Origin of the sequence: Sphingobacterium sp. R2, assembly GCF_040760075.1 — a bacterium.
GTDB lineage: Bacteria > Bacteroidota > Bacteroidia > Sphingobacteriales > Sphingobacteriaceae > Sphingobacterium.
The window spans coordinates 1,272,536-1,289,017 of sequence record NZ_CP142884.1; the positions used below are offsets into that span (position 1 = coordinate 1,272,536).

General features: G+C 39.0%; 23 protein-coding genes. 13 read left to right on the top strand and 10 right to left on the bottom strand.

The genetic code is table 11. The features are described 5' to 3' along the window. Nucleotides 1-185 precede the first annotated feature (185 nt). The 5 genes from secA to VXM68_RS05355 are packed head-to-tail and all read left to right on the top strand — an operon-like array spanning nucleotide 186 to nucleotide 6,243. Nucleotides 186-3,473, top strand: coding sequence for a preprotein translocase subunit SecA (gene secA, locus VXM68_RS05335; protein ID WP_293955910.1), 3,288 nt, complete (start codon nucleotides 186-188; stop codon nucleotides 3,471-3,473). A gap of 20 nt (nucleotides 3,474-3,493) precedes the next feature. Continuing rightward, nucleotides 3,494-3,952: an SPOR domain-containing protein gene (locus tag VXM68_RS05340; RefSeq protein WP_294185614.1), complete on the top strand. Its 459-nt coding sequence runs from the start codon at nucleotides 3,494-3,496 to the stop codon at nucleotides 3,950-3,952. 15 nt (nucleotides 3,953-3,967) lie between these two features. Continuing rightward, nucleotides 3,968-5,158, top strand: coding sequence for a M20 family metallopeptidase (locus tag VXM68_RS05345; RefSeq protein WP_294185613.1), 1,191 nt, complete (start codon nucleotides 3,968-3,970; stop codon nucleotides 5,156-5,158). Between the two features lie 9 nt (nucleotides 5,159-5,167). After that, nucleotides 5,168-5,746, top strand: coding sequence for a hypothetical protein (locus VXM68_RS05350; RefSeq protein WP_294185612.1), 579 nt, complete (start codon nucleotides 5,168-5,170; stop codon nucleotides 5,744-5,746). After that, nucleotides 5,743-6,243, top strand: coding sequence for a GNAT family N-acetyltransferase (locus VXM68_RS05355; RefSeq protein ID WP_367210647.1), 501 nt, complete (start codon nucleotides 5,743-5,745; stop codon nucleotides 6,241-6,243). The genes VXM68_RS05350 and VXM68_RS05355 overlap by 4 nt, the downstream gene beginning before the upstream one ends. Here the strand turns inward: VXM68_RS05355 and VXM68_RS05360 are convergent. After that, nucleotides 6,240-7,544 carry a M20/M25/M40 family metallo-hydrolase gene (locus VXM68_RS05360; protein ID WP_367210648.1) on the bottom strand — a complete coding sequence of 435 codons (1,305 nt, stop codon included), beginning with the start codon at nucleotides 7,542-7,544 and terminating at the stop codon, nucleotides 6,240-6,242. The genes VXM68_RS05355 and VXM68_RS05360 overlap by 4 nt on opposite strands. A gap of 98 nt (nucleotides 7,545-7,642) precedes the next feature. Between VXM68_RS05360 and VXM68_RS05365 the strand changes: the two genes are divergently transcribed. Genes VXM68_RS05365 through VXM68_RS05375 form a run of 3 tightly spaced genes read left to right on the top strand, consistent with a single transcriptional unit; the run spans nucleotide 7,643 to nucleotide 8,490 of the window. Then, nucleotides 7,643-7,957: a rhodanese-like domain-containing protein gene (locus tag VXM68_RS05365; RefSeq protein WP_293955916.1), complete on the top strand. Its 315-nt coding sequence runs from the start codon at nucleotides 7,643-7,645 to the stop codon at nucleotides 7,955-7,957. Between the two features lies 1 nt (nucleotide 7,958). Continuing rightward, nucleotides 7,959-8,258, top strand: a complete 300-nt coding sequence (locus VXM68_RS05370; RefSeq protein ID WP_367210649.1) for a hypothetical protein — start codon at nucleotides 7,959-7,961, stop codon at nucleotides 8,256-8,258. Nucleotide 8,259: 1 nt separating this feature from the next. Continuing rightward, complete coding sequence (locus VXM68_RS05375; protein ID WP_294185608.1) at nucleotides 8,260-8,490, top strand: DUF6358 family protein; 231 nt, start codon at nucleotides 8,260-8,262, stop codon at nucleotides 8,488-8,490. A 33-nt stretch (nucleotides 8,491-8,523) separates the two neighbouring features. Here VXM68_RS05375 and gcvT read toward each other — a convergent pair whose 3' ends face one another. The 6 genes from gcvT to VXM68_RS05405 form a co-directional block, all read right to left on the bottom strand. Continuing rightward, the gene (gene gcvT, locus VXM68_RS05380) at nucleotides 8,524-9,606 is read right to left on the bottom strand and encodes a glycine cleavage system aminomethyltransferase GcvT (protein ID WP_294185607.1); all 1,083 of its coding nucleotides are present in this window, start codon (nucleotides 9,604-9,606) and stop codon (nucleotides 8,524-8,526) included. 80 nt (nucleotides 9,607-9,686) lie between these two features. Further along, nucleotides 9,687-10,505: a hypothetical protein gene (locus VXM68_RS05385; protein ID WP_367210650.1), complete on the bottom strand. Its 819-nt coding sequence runs from the start codon at nucleotides 10,503-10,505 to the stop codon at nucleotides 9,687-9,689. Then, nucleotides 10,499-11,191 (bottom strand): pseudouridine synthase, encoded by a 693-nt coding sequence (locus VXM68_RS05390; RefSeq protein WP_293955921.1) that lies wholly within the window; start codon nucleotides 11,189-11,191, stop codon nucleotides 10,499-10,501. Before VXM68_RS05390 ends, VXM68_RS05385 begins: the two co-directional genes overlap by 7 nt. A 1-nt stretch (nucleotide 11,192) precedes the next feature. Then, nucleotides 11,193-11,561 (bottom strand): hypothetical protein, encoded by a 369-nt coding sequence (locus VXM68_RS05395; protein WP_293955922.1) that lies wholly within the window; start codon nucleotides 11,559-11,561, stop codon nucleotides 11,193-11,195. Nucleotides 11,562-11,706: 145 nt separating this feature from the next. After that, on the bottom strand, nucleotides 11,707-12,198 hold the full coding sequence (locus VXM68_RS05400; protein WP_293955924.1) for a DUF4112 domain-containing protein: 492 nt from the start codon (nucleotides 12,196-12,198) through the stop codon (nucleotides 11,707-11,709). A gap of 2 nt (nucleotides 12,199-12,200) precedes the next feature. Continuing rightward, entirely contained in the window at nucleotides 12,201-12,917 is a 717-nt protein-coding gene (locus VXM68_RS05405) for an SIMPL domain-containing protein (RefSeq protein WP_293955926.1), read from the bottom strand. A 162-nt stretch (nucleotides 12,918-13,079) separates the two neighbouring features. Between VXM68_RS05405 and VXM68_RS05410 the strand changes: the two genes are divergently transcribed. Both VXM68_RS05410 and VXM68_RS05415 read left to right on the top strand, forming a co-directional pair. Next, a complete protein-coding gene (locus tag VXM68_RS05410; RefSeq protein WP_209577023.1) occupies nucleotides 13,080-13,271 on the top strand; it encodes a cold-shock protein in 192 nt (63 codons plus the stop codon). Nucleotides 13,272-13,459: 188 nt separating this feature from the next. Beyond that, nucleotides 13,460-13,666: a quinol oxidase subunit 4 gene (locus tag VXM68_RS05415; RefSeq protein ID WP_294185602.1), complete on the top strand. Its 207-nt coding sequence runs from the start codon at nucleotides 13,460-13,462 to the stop codon at nucleotides 13,664-13,666. A 62-nt stretch (nucleotides 13,667-13,728) separates the two neighbouring features. On the opposite strand, the gene VXM68_RS05420 is transcribed toward VXM68_RS05415, so the two are convergent. The 3 genes from VXM68_RS05420 to VXM68_RS05430 form a co-directional block, all read right to left on the bottom strand. Next, nucleotides 13,729-14,256 carry a DUF805 domain-containing protein gene (locus tag VXM68_RS05420; RefSeq protein ID WP_294185601.1) on the bottom strand — a complete coding sequence of 176 codons (528 nt, stop codon included), beginning with the start codon at nucleotides 14,254-14,256 and terminating at the stop codon, nucleotides 13,729-13,731. A 250-nt stretch (nucleotides 14,257-14,506) separates the two neighbouring features. Beyond that, nucleotides 14,507-15,229, bottom strand: a complete 723-nt coding sequence (gene recO / locus VXM68_RS05425) for a DNA repair protein RecO (RefSeq protein ID WP_294185600.1) — start codon at nucleotides 15,227-15,229, stop codon at nucleotides 14,507-14,509. Further along, nucleotides 15,213-15,464 (bottom strand): signal peptidase, encoded by a 252-nt coding sequence (locus VXM68_RS05430; RefSeq protein WP_293955932.1) that lies wholly within the window; start codon nucleotides 15,462-15,464, stop codon nucleotides 15,213-15,215. Before VXM68_RS05430 ends, recO begins: the two co-directional genes overlap by 17 nt. Before the next feature lie 217 nt (nucleotides 15,465-15,681). On the opposite strand from VXM68_RS05430, the gene rpmB reads away from it, so the two are divergent. The 3 genes from rpmB (at nucleotide 15,682) to VXM68_RS05445 (ending at nucleotide 16,386) form a co-directional block, all read left to right on the top strand. Continuing rightward, complete coding sequence (gene rpmB, locus VXM68_RS05435; RefSeq protein ID WP_046672597.1) at nucleotides 15,682-15,915, top strand: 50S ribosomal protein L28; 234 nt, start codon at nucleotides 15,682-15,684, stop codon at nucleotides 15,913-15,915. A gap of 75 nt (nucleotides 15,916-15,990) precedes the next feature. Then, nucleotides 15,991-16,173 (top strand): 50S ribosomal protein L33, encoded by a 183-nt coding sequence (gene rpmG / locus VXM68_RS05440; protein ID WP_002998409.1) that lies wholly within the window; start codon nucleotides 15,991-15,993, stop codon nucleotides 16,171-16,173. Between the two features lie 51 nt (nucleotides 16,174-16,224). Continuing rightward, entirely contained in the window at nucleotides 16,225-16,386 is a 162-nt protein-coding gene (locus tag VXM68_RS05445; RefSeq protein ID WP_070562566.1) for a DUF4295 domain-containing protein, read from the top strand. The last annotated feature ends 96 nt before the right edge of the window (nucleotides 16,387-16,482 follow it).

Genomic DNA, 16,482 nt, shown 5'->3' on the forward strand with positions numbered 1-16,482 from the left:
TATCCTGGCCTCCTGTTAGAATTAGGGAACTGACATATTCAATAAAAATAACGTAAAAAAAATGGGCCTAAGCTGTTAGATATCATATCTAATAACTAAATTTGCCCGATTAGTGTCAAATTGTCTGCAATTTTACTTTGGAGTCATTATTGTACAAAATCTTAAGTTGAGATAGAAAAAAAATTATGTTAAAGTTTTTAAGTAAATTATTTGGAAGTAAATCCGAGAGAGATATCAAGGGAATTCAGCCTGTGGTAGACCAAATCAAAGCTGAATATGAGAAGCTTTCAAATCTAACCAATGACGAGTTACGTGCCAAGACCGTTGATTTCAAAGAAAGAATTAAGAATTACCTCGCAGATATTGACCAAGAAATTGATTCGCTAAAGAAGGAAGCGGAGGAAGATGAGGACGATATGGCGAAGAAAACTTCTATTTACGAGCAAGTGGACAAGCTGTCTAAAGACCGTGATAAGAAGTTGGAAGAGGTATTGAAGGATATTTTGCCGGAGGCATTTGCCGTGGTTAAAGAAACTTCCAGACGTTTGACGGAAAACGAAGAATTAGAAGTTACTGCCAACGATTTTGATAGAGAGCTGGCTGTTTACAAACCAAATGTTGTCATCAATGGAGATAAAGCAATTTGGAAAAATAAATGGATGGCAGCTGGTACTGAAGTCACTTGGAACATGGTTCATTACGATGTCCAATTGATTGGTGGTATTGTGTTACATAGCGGAAAAATCGCTGAGATGGCTACGGGAGAGGGTAAAACCTTGGTAGGAACATTACCTACTTATTTAAATGCTCTTTCTGGTCAAGGTGTGCACATCGTAACGGTGAACGATTACCTTGCTCGACGTGACTCTGAATGGAATGCTCCATTATTTGAATTCCATGGTTTGTCTGTTGACTGTATCGATAAACATCAGCCAAATTCTCCACAACGTCGTAAGGCCTATCAATCGGACATCGTATATGGTACAAATAACGAGTTTGGTTTCGATTATCTACGGGATAATATGGTTCAGACTCCGGATGCATTGGTACAGGGAAAATTACACTTTGCTATGGTCGATGAGGTGGATTCCGTATTGATTGACGATGCGCGTACGCCTTTGATTATCTCTGGTCCAATTCCACGTGGTGATCAACATGAATTTTACCAATTGAAACCACGTATTGAGCGCTTGGTGCACGTTCAGAAAGCATATATTAATACCGTTTTAAATGATGCTAAAAAAGCATTGGCCGCCGGTGATTCTGATGTTGAAGGCGGTGGTTTAGCACTATTAAGAGCTTATAGAGGTTTACCCAAAAATAAAGCTTTAATCAAATTCTTAAGTGAGGGTGCAAACCGCTCTATCTTGCAAAAAGTTGAAAATTACTATATGCAGGAGCAAAATAAAAATATGCCTAAAGTAGATGCGGAGCTTTATTTTGTCATAGACGAAAAGAACAATCAAGTAGAATTGACAGAGAAAGGTATCGAGTTGATTACAGCAACTGGAGAAGATCCTTCCTTCTTTATATTACCGGATGTTGGTACTGAAATCGCTGAAATTGAAAAGTCTTCGTTGACTTTGGAAGAGAAGGCCGCTAAAAAGGAAGACATGTTGCGTGATTATTCAATCAAAGCAGAGCGTATTCACTCGATCAACCAACTGTTAAAAGCATATACCTTGTTTGAAAATGATGTTGAATATATCGTTGATGAAGGTAAAGTAAAAATTGTTGATGAGCAAACAGGTCGTATCATGGATGGCCGCCGTTATTCGGATGGCTTGCACCAGGCGATTGAAGCGAAGGAAAATGTGAAAGTAGAAGATGCTACACAAACTTACGCTACGATTACATTGCAAAACTATTTCCGTATGTACCACAAGCTTTCGGGTATGACTGGTACGGCATCGACCGAGGCCGGAGAGCTTTGGGAAATTTACAAACTTGATGTAGTCGAGATTCCAACCAATCGTGTGGCTCAACGCGATGACCGTCAAGATTTGATTTATCGTACTGCACGTGAAAAATATAATGCAGTAGCCGAAGAGATTCAACGATTGACCGATGCAGGACGTCCAGTATTGGTCGGAACGACATCTGTAGAGATATCGGAGCTGTTAAGTCGTATGCTACAACTGCGTAAGATCAAACACAATGTTTTGAATGCTAAGTTACACCAAAAAGAAGCTGATATCGTTGCTGAAGCTGGACGTCCTGGACAGGTGACTATTGCTACAAATATGGCTGGTCGTGGTACGGATATTAAATTGACTGAGGAAGTGAAAAAGGCTGGAGGTCTTGCGATTATCGGTACGGAAAGACACGAATCTCGTCGTGTTGACCGTCAGTTACGTGGTCGTGCTGGTCGTCAAGGAGATCCAGGTTCATCGCAATTCTTTGTTTCACTTGAAGACAACTTGATGCGTTTATTTGCTTCCGAGCGGATTTCTAACATCATGGTGAAAATGGGAGTCGAAGAGGGTGAAGTGATGCAACATAGTATGTTGACTAAATCCATTGAGCGTGCGCAACGCAAAGTCGAAGAGAATAACTTCGGTATCCGTAAACGCCTATTGGAGTATGACGATGTCATGAATTCACAACGTACCGTCATCTATTCAAAACGAAAAAACGCCTTGTTTGGAGAGCGTTTAGATGTGGATTTGAATAATATGATTTTTGACGTTGCTGAAGAAATTGTCGTTGAAGCGAAAGAACAGGGTAACTACGAAGATTTTCAAATTGAAGTAATCCGTATTTTTGCAATCACACCAGAAATTACCGCAGAAGAATTTGCTCAAGGCAAAATTGAAGCCTTGACCGAACGTCTTTTCGAGCATGCACTCGATGCTTATCATCATAAAATTGAAGCCGTTGGTGCTTTGACAGTACCTGTTCTGAATAATGTCTATGCAGAAAGAGGTCAAATTGTCGAAAACGTAGTCATTCCATTTACCGATGGTATCCGTGGCATTCAGGTTTCGGCCAATTTGAAAAAAGCGATTGAAAGCAATGGTAAAGAAGTTTTTAAGTCTTTTGAAAAAGGAATTGTTCTAGCCTTAATCGACGAGGCTTGGAAAGAGCACTTGCGTGAAATGGATGATTTGAAACAGTCCGTTCAGAACGCTGTTTATGAACAGAAAGATCCGATTATCATTTATAAAATGGAGGCATTTGATTTGTTCAAAGGAATGCTGGCTTCCATGAATAAGGATGTGGTAAGCTTTATTTTCAAAGGGGAGATCCCTGGTCAAGAGCCGACTTCCATGCAAGCGAGACAAGTGCAGCAGGCTCCAGTGAAAACTGTTGAAACAAAAGCAGAGTTGACTTCACCTACAGGCGTGAGTGAAGAAGATGTGAACGATGGACCAAAAGAACCTGTTCGTAATGAAAATACGGTTGGACGCAATGACGAGTGTCCTTGTGGTTCAGGAAAAAAATATAAAAATTGCCACGGCGCAAATAACTAATCGATAAGAAAGGTTAAACTATGCTGAAGAGAGGATTGATTTTCGTACATGTACTTGTGTTGTTTTCTGTTGTTCAAGCAAGGGCGCAGGAAAAAGGTGGAGTAATTGTAACCAAAGATACGTTGATTACACAGCTTCAAAATTTCAGGGCAGCTATGGGAATCAATCCTGTCGAAAGCAAAGCGACAGCAGTACCTGCTAAGCCCATTGTCCGATCTGCGGCATCGAGGGTCAAAGTAAGAGGCTTTCGCGTCCAGATATTTGCTGGTTCGAGCAGAAATCAAGCGTTTTCGGAGCAGACACGTTTCCGAAACATGTATAAGGATATTGATACTTATATCACCTATGATGAACCCAATTATCGCGTCAAGGTAGGAGATTTTAGAAGTCGATCGGAGGCAAATGCCTTCATGCGCGAGTTACGTCAATATTTTAACAATGTCTTTGTATTTTCGGAGAACGTTTTTGTCTATCAATAATTCAATCAACCTTTTATGGCAAGTACGAAAGAAAAAGTCCTGGCCCTAGCTCATCAATATTTTGAAGATACGGTTTCCAATCGTAGACATCTTCATCAGAATCCTGAACTTTCCTTCGAAGAATACAATACCTCGGCTTTTGTAAAATCGCAGCTGGATCAATTGGGAATTCCCTATGAGGCTAAAGCCGATACAGGAATTGTCGCTTTAATCACGGGTGACCTACCTTCCAATGAAGTAATTGCATTGCGTGCAGATATGGATGCTTTACCCATTCAGGAAGTGGAGGGGCGTTCATATGGATCTAAAAACCCAGGGGTGATGCATGCCTGTGGCCATGATGTACATACTTCTTCTCTTTTGGGGACAGCTAAAATATTGTATAGCCTAAAAGCTGAATTTGGAGGAACAATCAAATTGATCTTCCAACCCGGCGAGGAGCGCTTACCAGGTGGTGCCTCTTTGATGATAAAAGAAGGGGCATTACAAGACCCTGCTCCATCGGCCATTATAGGACAGCATGTAATGCCTTTTATAGAAGTGGGAAAAGTTGGATTCCGTGAAGGTAAATATATGGCTTCATGCGACGAACTATTTATGACGGTAAAAGGAAGAGGCGGACACGGAGCTCACCCCCATCAGAATATCGATCCTATTGTAATCACAGCTCAGATTATTACCGCTTTGCAACAGGTAGCCAGTCGCTTTGCTGACCCGCGTACACCAACGGTATTATCTTTTGGAAAGATAATGGCTAATGGGGCTACAAATATTATCCCCGATCAGGTTTATTTGGAAGGTACATTTCGAACATTTGACGAGAAATGGCGTGCTGAAGCCCACGAAAGAATGGTGAAAATTGCTGTTGGAATCGCCGAAAGCATGGGGGCAACCTGTGAATTTGAAGTTCGTAAAGGATATCCCTTTCTAATCAATGAGCCTGAACTCACTAAAAGTGCGCGTGCTTTTGCAGAAGAATATCTCGGTAAGGAAAACGTTGTTGACCTAGATCTATGGCCGGCAGCGGAAGATTTTTCGTATTATTCGCAGGAAATCGATGCTTGTTTTTATCGTTTGGGTACAGGTAATACAGCGCGAGGGATCTCTTCGGCTGTACATACACCGACCTTTGATGTGGATGAGGCTGCTTTGGAAATTAGTACGGGATTGATGGCTTACATTACCTTGCGTAGGCTCGGTTGTTAAATAGAACCTATGTCATCGCACCATATTGTCCGCGAAAATCAGGAACCGGCATTACTGATTGAAGATCTTTTTCTTATTGATGAAGAGGATTTGGGCCAGCTGTTGGAATGGAGCCCAACCATTTTAATCCAAGAAGGAACAATGGATTTACTGGACGCCAGAGGGTATAAGTTCGATATTGTTTTTACAAAAAGTGCCATTAACGCATCTCAGGAGAACCTAAAGGTAATTTCTTATGATGTTGCTTTTCTAAAAGCTGCGATCGAATACCTTATAGCACATCAATATAAAGCGGTAAATATTGTTTCGGATCAGTTGGATTTAGGCTATTATCGGGCCTATCTTGAGCAGATAAATATTGTTCTCTTGTCCAACGGCTTTCGTTATTATTTTGTGACAACAGGGTTTACCAAATGGAAGGCAGAAGGTGAGCGAATTCTGATAGGTGGCATTGATAAGGACGAAGATATTAAGTATACGGGATTGATCAAGATAAATGATAAGGAATACGAAATGGAAAAGGATGGCTTATTAATACTTGAATTTTCCCAAGTAAAATACATTTTAATAGGAGAGAAGATCACATGATAACAATCGAACTGGCGGAGCAAAGCGATATCAGAAGCATTTCCAATATGGCTTATATCATTTGGCCGCTTACTTATGCTGAAGTACTTTCGCAAGATCAAATCGACTTTATGCTGGAAAAAAATTATACAGTGGAAGGACTTGCGGAAAGTATGGTCAATGGTCAGTTTTTTTATGTATTGAAAGAAGATGGTATCGGGCAAGGGTTTATTGCATTGAAGACGCTCGAAGATCGCGTACGTATCGAAAAACTCTACTTGATGCCGAGTGTACAGGGTAAAGGGTTCGGAAAAACACTGATAGACTTCGCTTCAGAAAAAACTGTTCTAAAAGGAAGAGGTATTCTTGAACTGAATGTCAACAGGAATAACCCTGCTTATCATTTTTATTTGAAGCAGGGCTTTAAAGTAGTTCAAACCGTCGATATTCCTTATTATGACTATGTACTAAACGACTATGTTATGCAGAAGGAGGTCAAAGCGACTGCTGTTTCTTAATCTTTCAGTTTTTCCACTCGAGAAGGTGTTTGTCTGCCTTCGACAATTCCTGCGGCACCTATCGCGATAGCTTCTATACTCGAAATGATATTTTGAACGTTTAGCGTAGATACTTCATCTTTTACGGTGTGATAGTATTCATCCTTGTCCATTTGGGAGGTTGAGAACGAATGTGCCGGGACCCCCTTGGCCGCTAGCACAGCATTGTCACTTCGGTAAAACAGATTCTGTTTAGTGTAAGGGTCGGGGTAGAATCTGAAGGTCGTATTTTTCAGATTCTCCTGCATCAATTGGCCCAGATTGGATTGATCGTATCCGGTAATGTACACGGTATTAGGGCCGAATTTAGAATCTTTTCCAATCATTTCCATATTGATCATGGCCACTACTTGGTCGGCATCGATATGGTTGGAAAAATATTTTGAGCCGTACATGCCCAGTTCTTCTGCGGTAAAGGCAACGAAAATAAGAGTCCTTTCATTCTTATTCTGTTTTTTGTAATAATCTGCGAGGGTCAACATTGCCGTCACGCCCGAGGCATCATCATCTGCTCCATTGGCAATGGAATCTTGATCAACAGCCGGAAGAATACCAATATGGTCGTAATGTCCCGAAAAGATGACGTATTCGTTGGGCTTACTTTTTCCAGGAATAATGCCCGCCACATTGAACAGTGGAAATTTTTGAAGAGCTTTTTTAATCTGAATTTTATAAGTTGTCGGGATTTCCTTTGTCAGGAGATAGACAATTGAAGGTTTCTGTACTGTAGCATCTTCGATAAATTTAGGCGAATTAAGCATTTGACCAAAACGGACAAAATAGTTTTCAAAAGAGGGATCTACCAATACAAGTGTATTTTCTTTGGACAAAGAATGTTCTCTAAATACTTTGGAAAAATCATCCCCCGATTTTATTTTCACAATAGTTATAGCGCTTTTATTATCCCATTCCAAATCCATCTGGTGGCCAAGTGAAATAATGTGATCTGCAGGAATAACCTGGTTATTTACCGTTGCAGATTTGCTCACTGGGGAGACTTTATCTAGTTCAAAAGATTGTCTATAGCTTTGTTCTGCATAGGGTGTGAGACCTATTCTTTTCATTTCGCCGGCAATAAAATCTGCTGCTTTTTCAATATCTTTTGTGAGTGCAGATCTACCACGCATATCGTCAGCAGCCAAGGTATGGAGTATACGGCTAACATCTTGGCGTTGCTGATTGGAAATAACCTGTTGTCCATAGGTAATTGCCGAAATTGCCAGCAAAGATAAGGATAAAATAATTTTAGGTATTGAATTCATATAAAGCTCAGTAATATCTGCATGAAGATAAGGAAAATTCTATAAGTGGACAGCGGGCGGAAAAAATGTAGTATATTTGACTATTAAATTGTTTGAAAATGAAAGAAGTATCTGTAGAAGAATTAAAGAATAAAATCGATAACAAGGAGGATTTTCAATTGATTGATGTTCGGGAACCGTTTGAATATGAAGTATCAAATCTAAATGGATTGAATATACCGCTTTCGGGCATATTGATCGAGGCTGATAAGATCGCAAAGGATAAGCCGGTGATCGTACAATGCCGTTCAGGAAAGCGTTCTGCGCAGGCAATCATGTTATTGGAACAACAGGGTTTTGACAACCTGTCAAATCTAAAGGGCGGAATATTGGCTTGGAAAGAGGAGATCGACCCCGAGTTAGACGTTTATTAAAATGAAGAATTTAGAGCAACAGACTAAACAAGCTTTCCTGTTTAGTCTTGCTTTTTATATCGTTGCCATGTTGGCGCGAATATTTAACCTTGGCGTTTTCCCTATGCTGGGAAGCCTTTCGATCTTATTATCGCTAATATGGGTGATTTTGGTTCTACGGGAAATCATGCTTTCAAGAACGATCTCCAATACTGAACGGATGGTTATGGCTTTGACGATTGTTTTATTGAATATTGTTGGTGGGGCATTCTATTTCTTCGGTGGATGGAGAGAACGGGTATTAGGAGTAACAAAAAAATAATATGTTAAAGTATTTTTTTCTAAATATAGTTTTAAGTTTAGCCATTGTGTTTTTAATCTACAGTGGTTTTGAAGGATATAAGGCCGGGAACATGCTGGTAACAGGATTGTCTATCGCCTTTTTGGTCGTATTGATTTATCTGCGCGTAGTTTTGAGCAAACGAGTTCGGTCGCTTATTCAACAGAAGGAGAACGGTAAACAACAATCTACTGCAAAACAAAAGAAGAAGTAATAAAAAAAGCCTGCTTTAAGCAGGCTTTTTTTATTACTTCACAAATGGTGGTTTTGTTACTTTTGCTTTGATTTTTTGATTACGGATGAGAATGAAGATTTCACTACCATCTTTTGAAAAAGCTGTATCCACATAACCCAATCCAATTGATTTTTTTAATGTTGGGGATTGCGTTCCCGAAGTTACACGTCCAATTACATTTCCTTCGGCATCGACAATTTCATAATCATGACGTGGAATGCCTCTGTCAATCATTTCGAAACCGACGAGCTTTTTCTTCAGACCAGCTTCTTTTTCCGCTTTGAGTGCTTTAGAGTTCACAAAGTCTTTTGTAAACTTCGTTACCCAGCCCAATCCACCTTCTAAAGGCGATGTATGATCATCGATATCATTTCCATATAGGCAGAAGCCCATTTCTAGGCGTAGGGTATCGCGGGCACCTAAACCAATTGGTTTGATTCCATAAGTCTTACCCGCCTCAAAAATAGCGTCCCAAACTTTCTGCGCATCTTCATTGGCCACATAAATTTCAAAACCTCCAGCGCCAGTATATCCTGTTGCAGAGACCAAAACATTCTCTACACCCGCAAATGTACCTTTTGCAAAAGTGTAATATTCCATGGGAGCTAATTCGATATCGGTAAGCGATTGAAGTGCATCAGCAGCCTTAGGTCCTTGAACAGCAAATAAGGAAGTTTGATCTGAGATATTTTTCATCTCTACTCCATCCGTATTATACTTTGATATCCAGTTCCAATCTTTTTCGATATTCGACGCATTGACAACCAAAAAATACGTTTTATCGTCTATACGGTAAGTTAGGAAGTCATCAACTACACCGCCAGTTTCATTTGGGATATAAGCATATTGAACTTTCCCATCGTATAATTTTGACACATCATTGGAAGAGATTTTTTGAAGTAGGTCCAGGGCTTTTTCACCTTTTAAGATGAATTCACCCATATGGCTTACATCAAAAACTCCTACACCTGTACGAACTGTTTCGTGCTCATCATTAATGCCCGTATATTGTACCGGCATGTTGAAGCCTGCAAAGGGAACCATTTTTGCTCCTAAAGCAATGTGCGTCTCCGAAAGGGCGGTATTTTTTAACATAAAAATTAAGTTTTAGTCAGCTGCAAATTTAATAAAATATACGTGATTCCTCACTGTGAATCTATTTTAGAACAATCGATTTAATTGTTGACTTTAAGGGAATAGACGGTCAGGTTATCATCGTCGCTATCGTTATCCTCACAAAGTAAGAAAACTAAACCGTTGGCTGTTTCTTCTTTCAGCGTGATTCCTTCAAATTTGTGCTTTTCGGGAATTTCGAATGTCTCGGGTTTGCCAGAAAGATCTGAAGGTATTTTTCCAAGAAGGGAACCTCCGATTTCTCCATCCAGATAGGTCGATTTTGCGTCTTCGGCGGTAGCGATAAAATAGATTTCATTTCCAATCAGGGTCGCATCTGAGAAGCCTGTCGAGATGCCATTTAGCTTGGGTAGTTCAATCGGGATACATCGGGACTGGCCAGGAGAAAGCGAGTGATACTCTAAAATGGCATTTGTGCCTTTAGGACCATTTCCCCGGTTAAAAAATAGGATCTTGTCTTTTACATGAACAACACCTTCAATATTGAAGTCTTCTTTGGAAATACTGAATTTTTCCATTAAGGAAGAATAGATTTTACTGAAGTCTTCCTCGAGGACTGTTTTGCCGTCCCAAATAAAACGATGGTTTCTGTTTGGGGTAGAACCAGAACCATAAAGATAATAGCGGCTTCCATCGAAAGTGATCGATTCCAAATCCAATTTAGCTGCTTTAGCAATGTTTTCCATCGGATCAGACTGGCGTAGTACCGTTTTAGACAACTTTTGGTCTGCGATATGATAGCTGTAGATGTAATTGCTATTGTCAGAAACGATATGGATCTGCCTATCCTGATAGACAATACCAGAAGCTGCGGTGATACCGGATATGCTCATGAAAGCTTCGAGAATCAATTTTAACATACGTTGTTGAGATTTAGTATTTCCAATACGCGCTCGAAATCAGCTTGCAAGGTCGCTTTGATATGTACGTCATCACCCGATAAAGGATGTTTAAAGGTTAGCTCCGACGCATGTAAGAGCATGGTATCCATTTGGTACGTTTCTTTCCAGAACTTATTTTGTTTGTTGCATCCATGCGGGCGATCGCCGATAATTGGATGGAAGATATGGGCGAAATGGCGGCGTAACTGATGCATACGACCTGTAATTGGATTGGCTTCGACGAGACTGTATCGTGACGTCGGAAATTTTCCGAAGGGAACGGCAAGCTCGCTTTGAGCAAGTAAACGAAAAGATGTTTGTGCTTCCTGAACCGTACCATCGTCCCTTTTTAAGGGATAATCAATCAGACCTTCCGCTGGCGCGAAACCCCTGAGTACAGCGAGGTATTTTTTGTCGACCTTGCGCTCCTGAAAACTTTTTTGTAAATATTGGTCAGTCTCCTTATTTAGCGAAAATAGCAGTATGCCTCCAGTCTTCCTGTCCAAACGATGTGCCGGATAAACTGTTTTTCCTAGTTGGTCCCGAAGGAGCTGTAGCGCAAACTCTGAAGCATCGCGTGCGATAGAAGATCGGTGTACCAATAGTCCATGCGGTTTATTGATAGCAACGATAGATTCGTCTTCGTAAAGTATTTCTAAAGGCATATTAGATCTTTTTCAATGCAGCAATAATTTCGTCTGCTTTTTCATCAATTTTTGGGCTCAGCCAAATATGTTTGAAAGCTCCTCCACCTATGATCTGTTCGGTGCCCTGCCATTTTATTTTTGTTAAAGAAAACAAATAGTAGTTGTCTACCACGACCGAAGTTTGAATAAATTTATCGACAATGTCATTTCCGAAGAGCTGCATTCCCAAGCCAAAAAACTCTCTATCTTTGGCATGGAGCTGATTTTTTAATAATTGTTCGGCTTTCGCACGTACAATTTTTTCATGTTCCTCTTTGCTGGGGTTCGTCAAAATTGCGGCCAGCATGACGATGATCAAAATCAGTGCAAATATTCTTTTTTTACTCATTTTAAATTCGAGATTAAGTTTTGGATGTCATAACGGGATAACTATCGCCATCAAAATTATTAAATAGATATTAGATATAGGGCATTGTTTCCCCAGAAATACCAAGGATTCCATTTTAGCGGAAGAATGACAGGAATTGTTGGCATTAGATACCATTCAGCAGCGAAAAAGCCCAAGAAAAAAAGGTCCAAATAAGATATAACGTAACCGAAATGAGGAGTAAAAAAACAATTAGTATACTGATGATGATGCCAATGCCCGATCCGGTATGCTTTCCTTCGTAATAGTGTTGTCTGAGCAATTTGATGTTCTTTTCGTTGGCCTTGCTAAAGAAATCGAGCAAGTTTCCGAGTAGTGGAATGCTACCAAGAATCGCGTCCAGTGATATGTTCAAAAGCATCCGTATAACGAGCTTGGGGCTGGCACCGTTACGCCACATGGCAATTACAAGGATTAAAGATGTACCAAAGCCTGCTATCGCACCGCCTAGGGGAATAAGGTTTAACAGCGGATCTAGGCCAAACCGAAAGCCTCCAATTTTAAACTGATTATCCATTAACCAAGATATTCGGTCTATCCAACCGAAATCTTGGTCAATTTGTTTTAATTTATCTGCGGGAGTTTTCTCTCGATGCATGATTACAATAATTCGAACGAAGCGCTGATCTCACTTGTTACTTTCATTGGTCTGATATTTAAGTCAAGCCCGCCACCGTCAGCACTATCTGCTGATTGTTCCATTGCACCTTTATACATCGCATTGCGCATCATCGGCTGAACGCCAAAGATAATCTGCTGCGGTGTTTCAGACAATACAATAGCCTTTCCGATTTTTTGCCCTGCTGCTTCTGCTAAAATCTGCGCATTGACTTTGGCATCCAATACTGCTTTAGTTTTTAAGCTTTTTTCCAGTTCTTTTTTCTTCGAGTAATCATACTCACTGATATAAGTACTTTGGATACCCGCTTTGTCGACGCCATCTAGTAATTGATCCAAATTATTTAAGTTAGTTACCTTAATACGATATTGTCTAGAAAGCAGTATATCGGTGTCTTTTTTCTTTTTGTCCGGTACATTGTAGCTCCAGATGTTTTGGATGGTAAAATCTTCTTTTTTGACACCAGCTTTTGTTGCCGAATCAAACAGATCTTTTTCTAGTTTGTCTATTGCAACTTTTTTCTTGGTGTTACCGTTTTCATAAAACTCTTTTAGCGTCACATCGATATAGATGATGTCGGGAGTTACTTCTTCTTCTGCACGTCCCACAGTGGATACAAACTCTTTATTAACCATTTGTTGCGCATTTAATTGAGTCATAAAACCTAAAAAGGCAAGTCCTAATACTATTTTTTTCATATTTTTTGTCTTAAAGTTTTTCTAATTATACGATTGCTATTATCGCATTGCTACAAGATTGGAGCCAAAGTTGATGAAAAAGTTTAACGGGTAAAAAAAATAAAAAGGTTAAAATTTTTGATTTTATTTCTATACCTTTAGGGAAATTAATAACATAGTGCCATGCAAGAAGGTAAAGTAAAATTCTTTAATGAGACCAAAGGTTTCGGTTTCATCATCCCTAACTCAGGCGAGAGCGAAATTTTTGTTCACGTTTCTGGATTAGTAGACAAAGTTCGTGAGAATGATAGTGTATCTTACGAAGTTGAACAAGGCCGTAAAGGTCTTAATGCGGTAAATGTAAGAGTTATCTAATTAGATTGAAGATATATTTATTGTGAAAAAGCCTATGCGAAAAGCATAGGCTTTTTTATGCAGTTGTATTTCATTAGCGAGGATTGATATTATCCTTAGCATTGGCAATTCCAAGGAGTAGGTGCGGGAGCAGTTGTTATGGTCGGTTAAACATTTTGGACTGATAATTGTAACGAAGTGTTTAAAATATGGAGATTAAGATGAAACGCACTTTATTATTAATTTTTTCTGTCGTAATAGCGATTTCCATGTCGGCATGTTATTCTACTCATCATGGCCACAGCCATGGGCGAGGTCCGAAAAAAATGCCGCCAGGTCAGGCTAAAAAATACTACGGAGAGCAGTCTGCTCGTGATTTTGCTCCTGGGCAGCAAAAGAAAAAGCATAGACATTAACAACACAGCATAAAAAAAGCTTTCACAGGAATGTGAAAGCTTTTTTTATAAGGTTTTAGAATCTAAGCGAAGGGATCCTTGTCAGGTGCTGGCGGTGTTGGATTTGAAGGCTGCGAACTTCCAATTTGTGAACTTCCAAACGGATCCTGCGTACGAGAAGAACCAAATGGATCTTGGCTTTGATTAAAAGGATGATTTGTAGCATTTTCAGCAGCCTTAGGATCTGGTCCATATTGATTCGGGCCTTTATCACCCTCTAGAATTTCTAAGTAAAGTAAATATAGACTTCCAACAAATGGAATTAAGGAAACCAGGATAAACCAGCCTGATTTATTGGTGTCATGAAGTCTTCTTACGGTAACTGCTATCGCAGGAATCAATAACGCTAAATACGCTAGCCCCATAATACCATAAAACAAACCCGCTAAGGTATCGCTTACAACCGACAAAATACCGCCAACGATGCCGAGTGCAAAAAATAAAACAAACACAGCGAGAACGAACATCCAATATTCTTTTCGACGGGCTCTACCCTCAAAATTGGCATAGTTGTCTCGAACAACTTTTAAAAAGGCTTCTTTAAGTTCCATATTATTAATACTTTTTTTGGTGAAAATTATGTTAGTAAACTATATGTTATTTCAGTTTTGTTACAATAAATGTACCAAGAATTTATCCAAGAAATCAATTATTATAGACAAGGCGATAGCTAACTGGAATGTATTGGCTAGAGATCCAGTTTGTATTTTTGGTTTGAGATCTTTAATTACTCCAAGAAAATTTTCATTTCTAAGGGATAAGGACTCGTTGGGTTATAAGGAGGGCTTGGATCGAAAACTCTTACCGAAAAATCTCTTCGAGAATGTAGAGCGATTTTATTTCTTTAAAATTTGTACGGTGCAAGCGATAGAAATCAAGTACTTTTTCCAACAAAAATTGTCTATCTGAGCTGGTCATTTTAATTCGCTCGCAATTTGAATATTCGGAATCAATTAAGGTTCTAAAAATTGACGTATGTGGTTCCTGTAAAACAAACGGGTGTTCGGGGAGACTATTTGAAAAGGTTGCTTCGTAAAGATTGAAATAGGGGAGTACTTGTTTCGATTTGGCCGGATAAAACCCTAGGAAGCGTGTGAGTTTTATTAAAAAGACGAGATGAAAATTGGCGAGGTTTGAATGACTTTGATCCAGCCAAAGTATGGATTGATGAATAAATTCGAAAAGGTAGCTGTCATGTTCTTGTTCCTTCAGTATTTTATAAAGTATTTCATTCAGAAAAAGAGCCAGCGAACTTTTGACGATATCATAAGGTATTTCTTGCAGTGCGGGTACTTGACGTGCTTCAGAGATCCGTTGGAGTGAACCATTATCTTTATGTGTGGCGACTATTTCCAATAAATGTAAAGGTTGGAGAATATTGGCCTTGATTTTTGCTTTAGGCTTCCTTGCTCCGGCAATAAGATAAGATTGCATGCCAAAATGTTCGGTATATAGCTGGGCAACGAGACTACTTTCCGAATAGTTTGTTGTTTTTAAGACTACAGCTCTAGTTTTGTTCAGCATTCCCTTCTTTATCTTTTTTATGTCCTTCCTCACGCATCTCCATGAGGGCATCTCGGTCTACCTTACGAATCATGCGATAGATTAAAGTCAGGAATCCGACACTAAATACAATTACTCCAATCAGCATAGCGAGCTTATACCAGTTAGAGCGTTGTTCCATGAGATAATATCCCCCTATCACCAGTACGACACCGATAATTATTTCCCTTATACCCTTGCGAAGATATTTGTTCATAAATGTGAATTGTTGAAAACTATTTTTCTTTACAGAGCAAATATAATACAATAAAATCCTTTATTTTTGCCGATACCCTTCCTATGTAGAACTATTTTTAAAAATAATTCCAATTATCTTGTTGCTTATCTAAAAAAAAATATAGATATTTGCAAACTCTTTGCAGAGAGTGCAAAGGATTAACATATTGTAATAAAGACAACAAAAAAATAATATCATGTCAAGAATTTGTGATTTAACAGGCAAAGCGGCGTTAACAGGGAATAACGTTTCTCACTCAAACGTTAAAACTAAACGTAAATTCTATCCAAATTTACAAACTAAGCGTTTTTACATTCCAGAAGAAGATCGTTGGATTACGTTGAAAGTATCTACTTCTGCTATCAAGACTATCAACAAGAACGGGATTACAGCAGCGATCAATAAATTTATCGTTAAAGGCTCAATCTAATTGATTGTCGCGCCTGTTACATTAAGATTATTCATGAAATTTCAATCCTAATAGGATTCAAAATAAAGTAAAACAATGGCTAAAAAAGGAAATAGAGTACAAGTTATCTTAGAATGTACTGAACACAAAGAAAGTGGTCTTCCGGGAATGTCTCGTTACATCACTACTAAAAACAAAAAGAACACAACTGAGCGTTTAGAGTTGAAAAAATTCAACCCAGTATTGAGAAAAGTTACTGTTCATAAAGAAATTAAGTAAGTCACATATCTTGGCACTTGAAAGAGATGCTAAGTAAAATATTAATATACCATGGCAAAGAAAGCAGTTGCATCGTTACAAAAAGGTGGCGGTAAAGAATTTACAAAGGTTATTATTACTACTAAATCTGCAAAAACTGGCGCGTATACTTTCAAAGAAGGTATGGTTCACAACGATAAAGTGAAAGACGTAGTTGCAGCAGCTCAAAAATAACGAGTAGTATTTTCCTTTTTTAAAGTTTTTCTTTAAAAAGAATTCGATAAAAATAGCCGTTTTGGTATCCTACCGAAAGGGCTTTTTTTGTTTAGG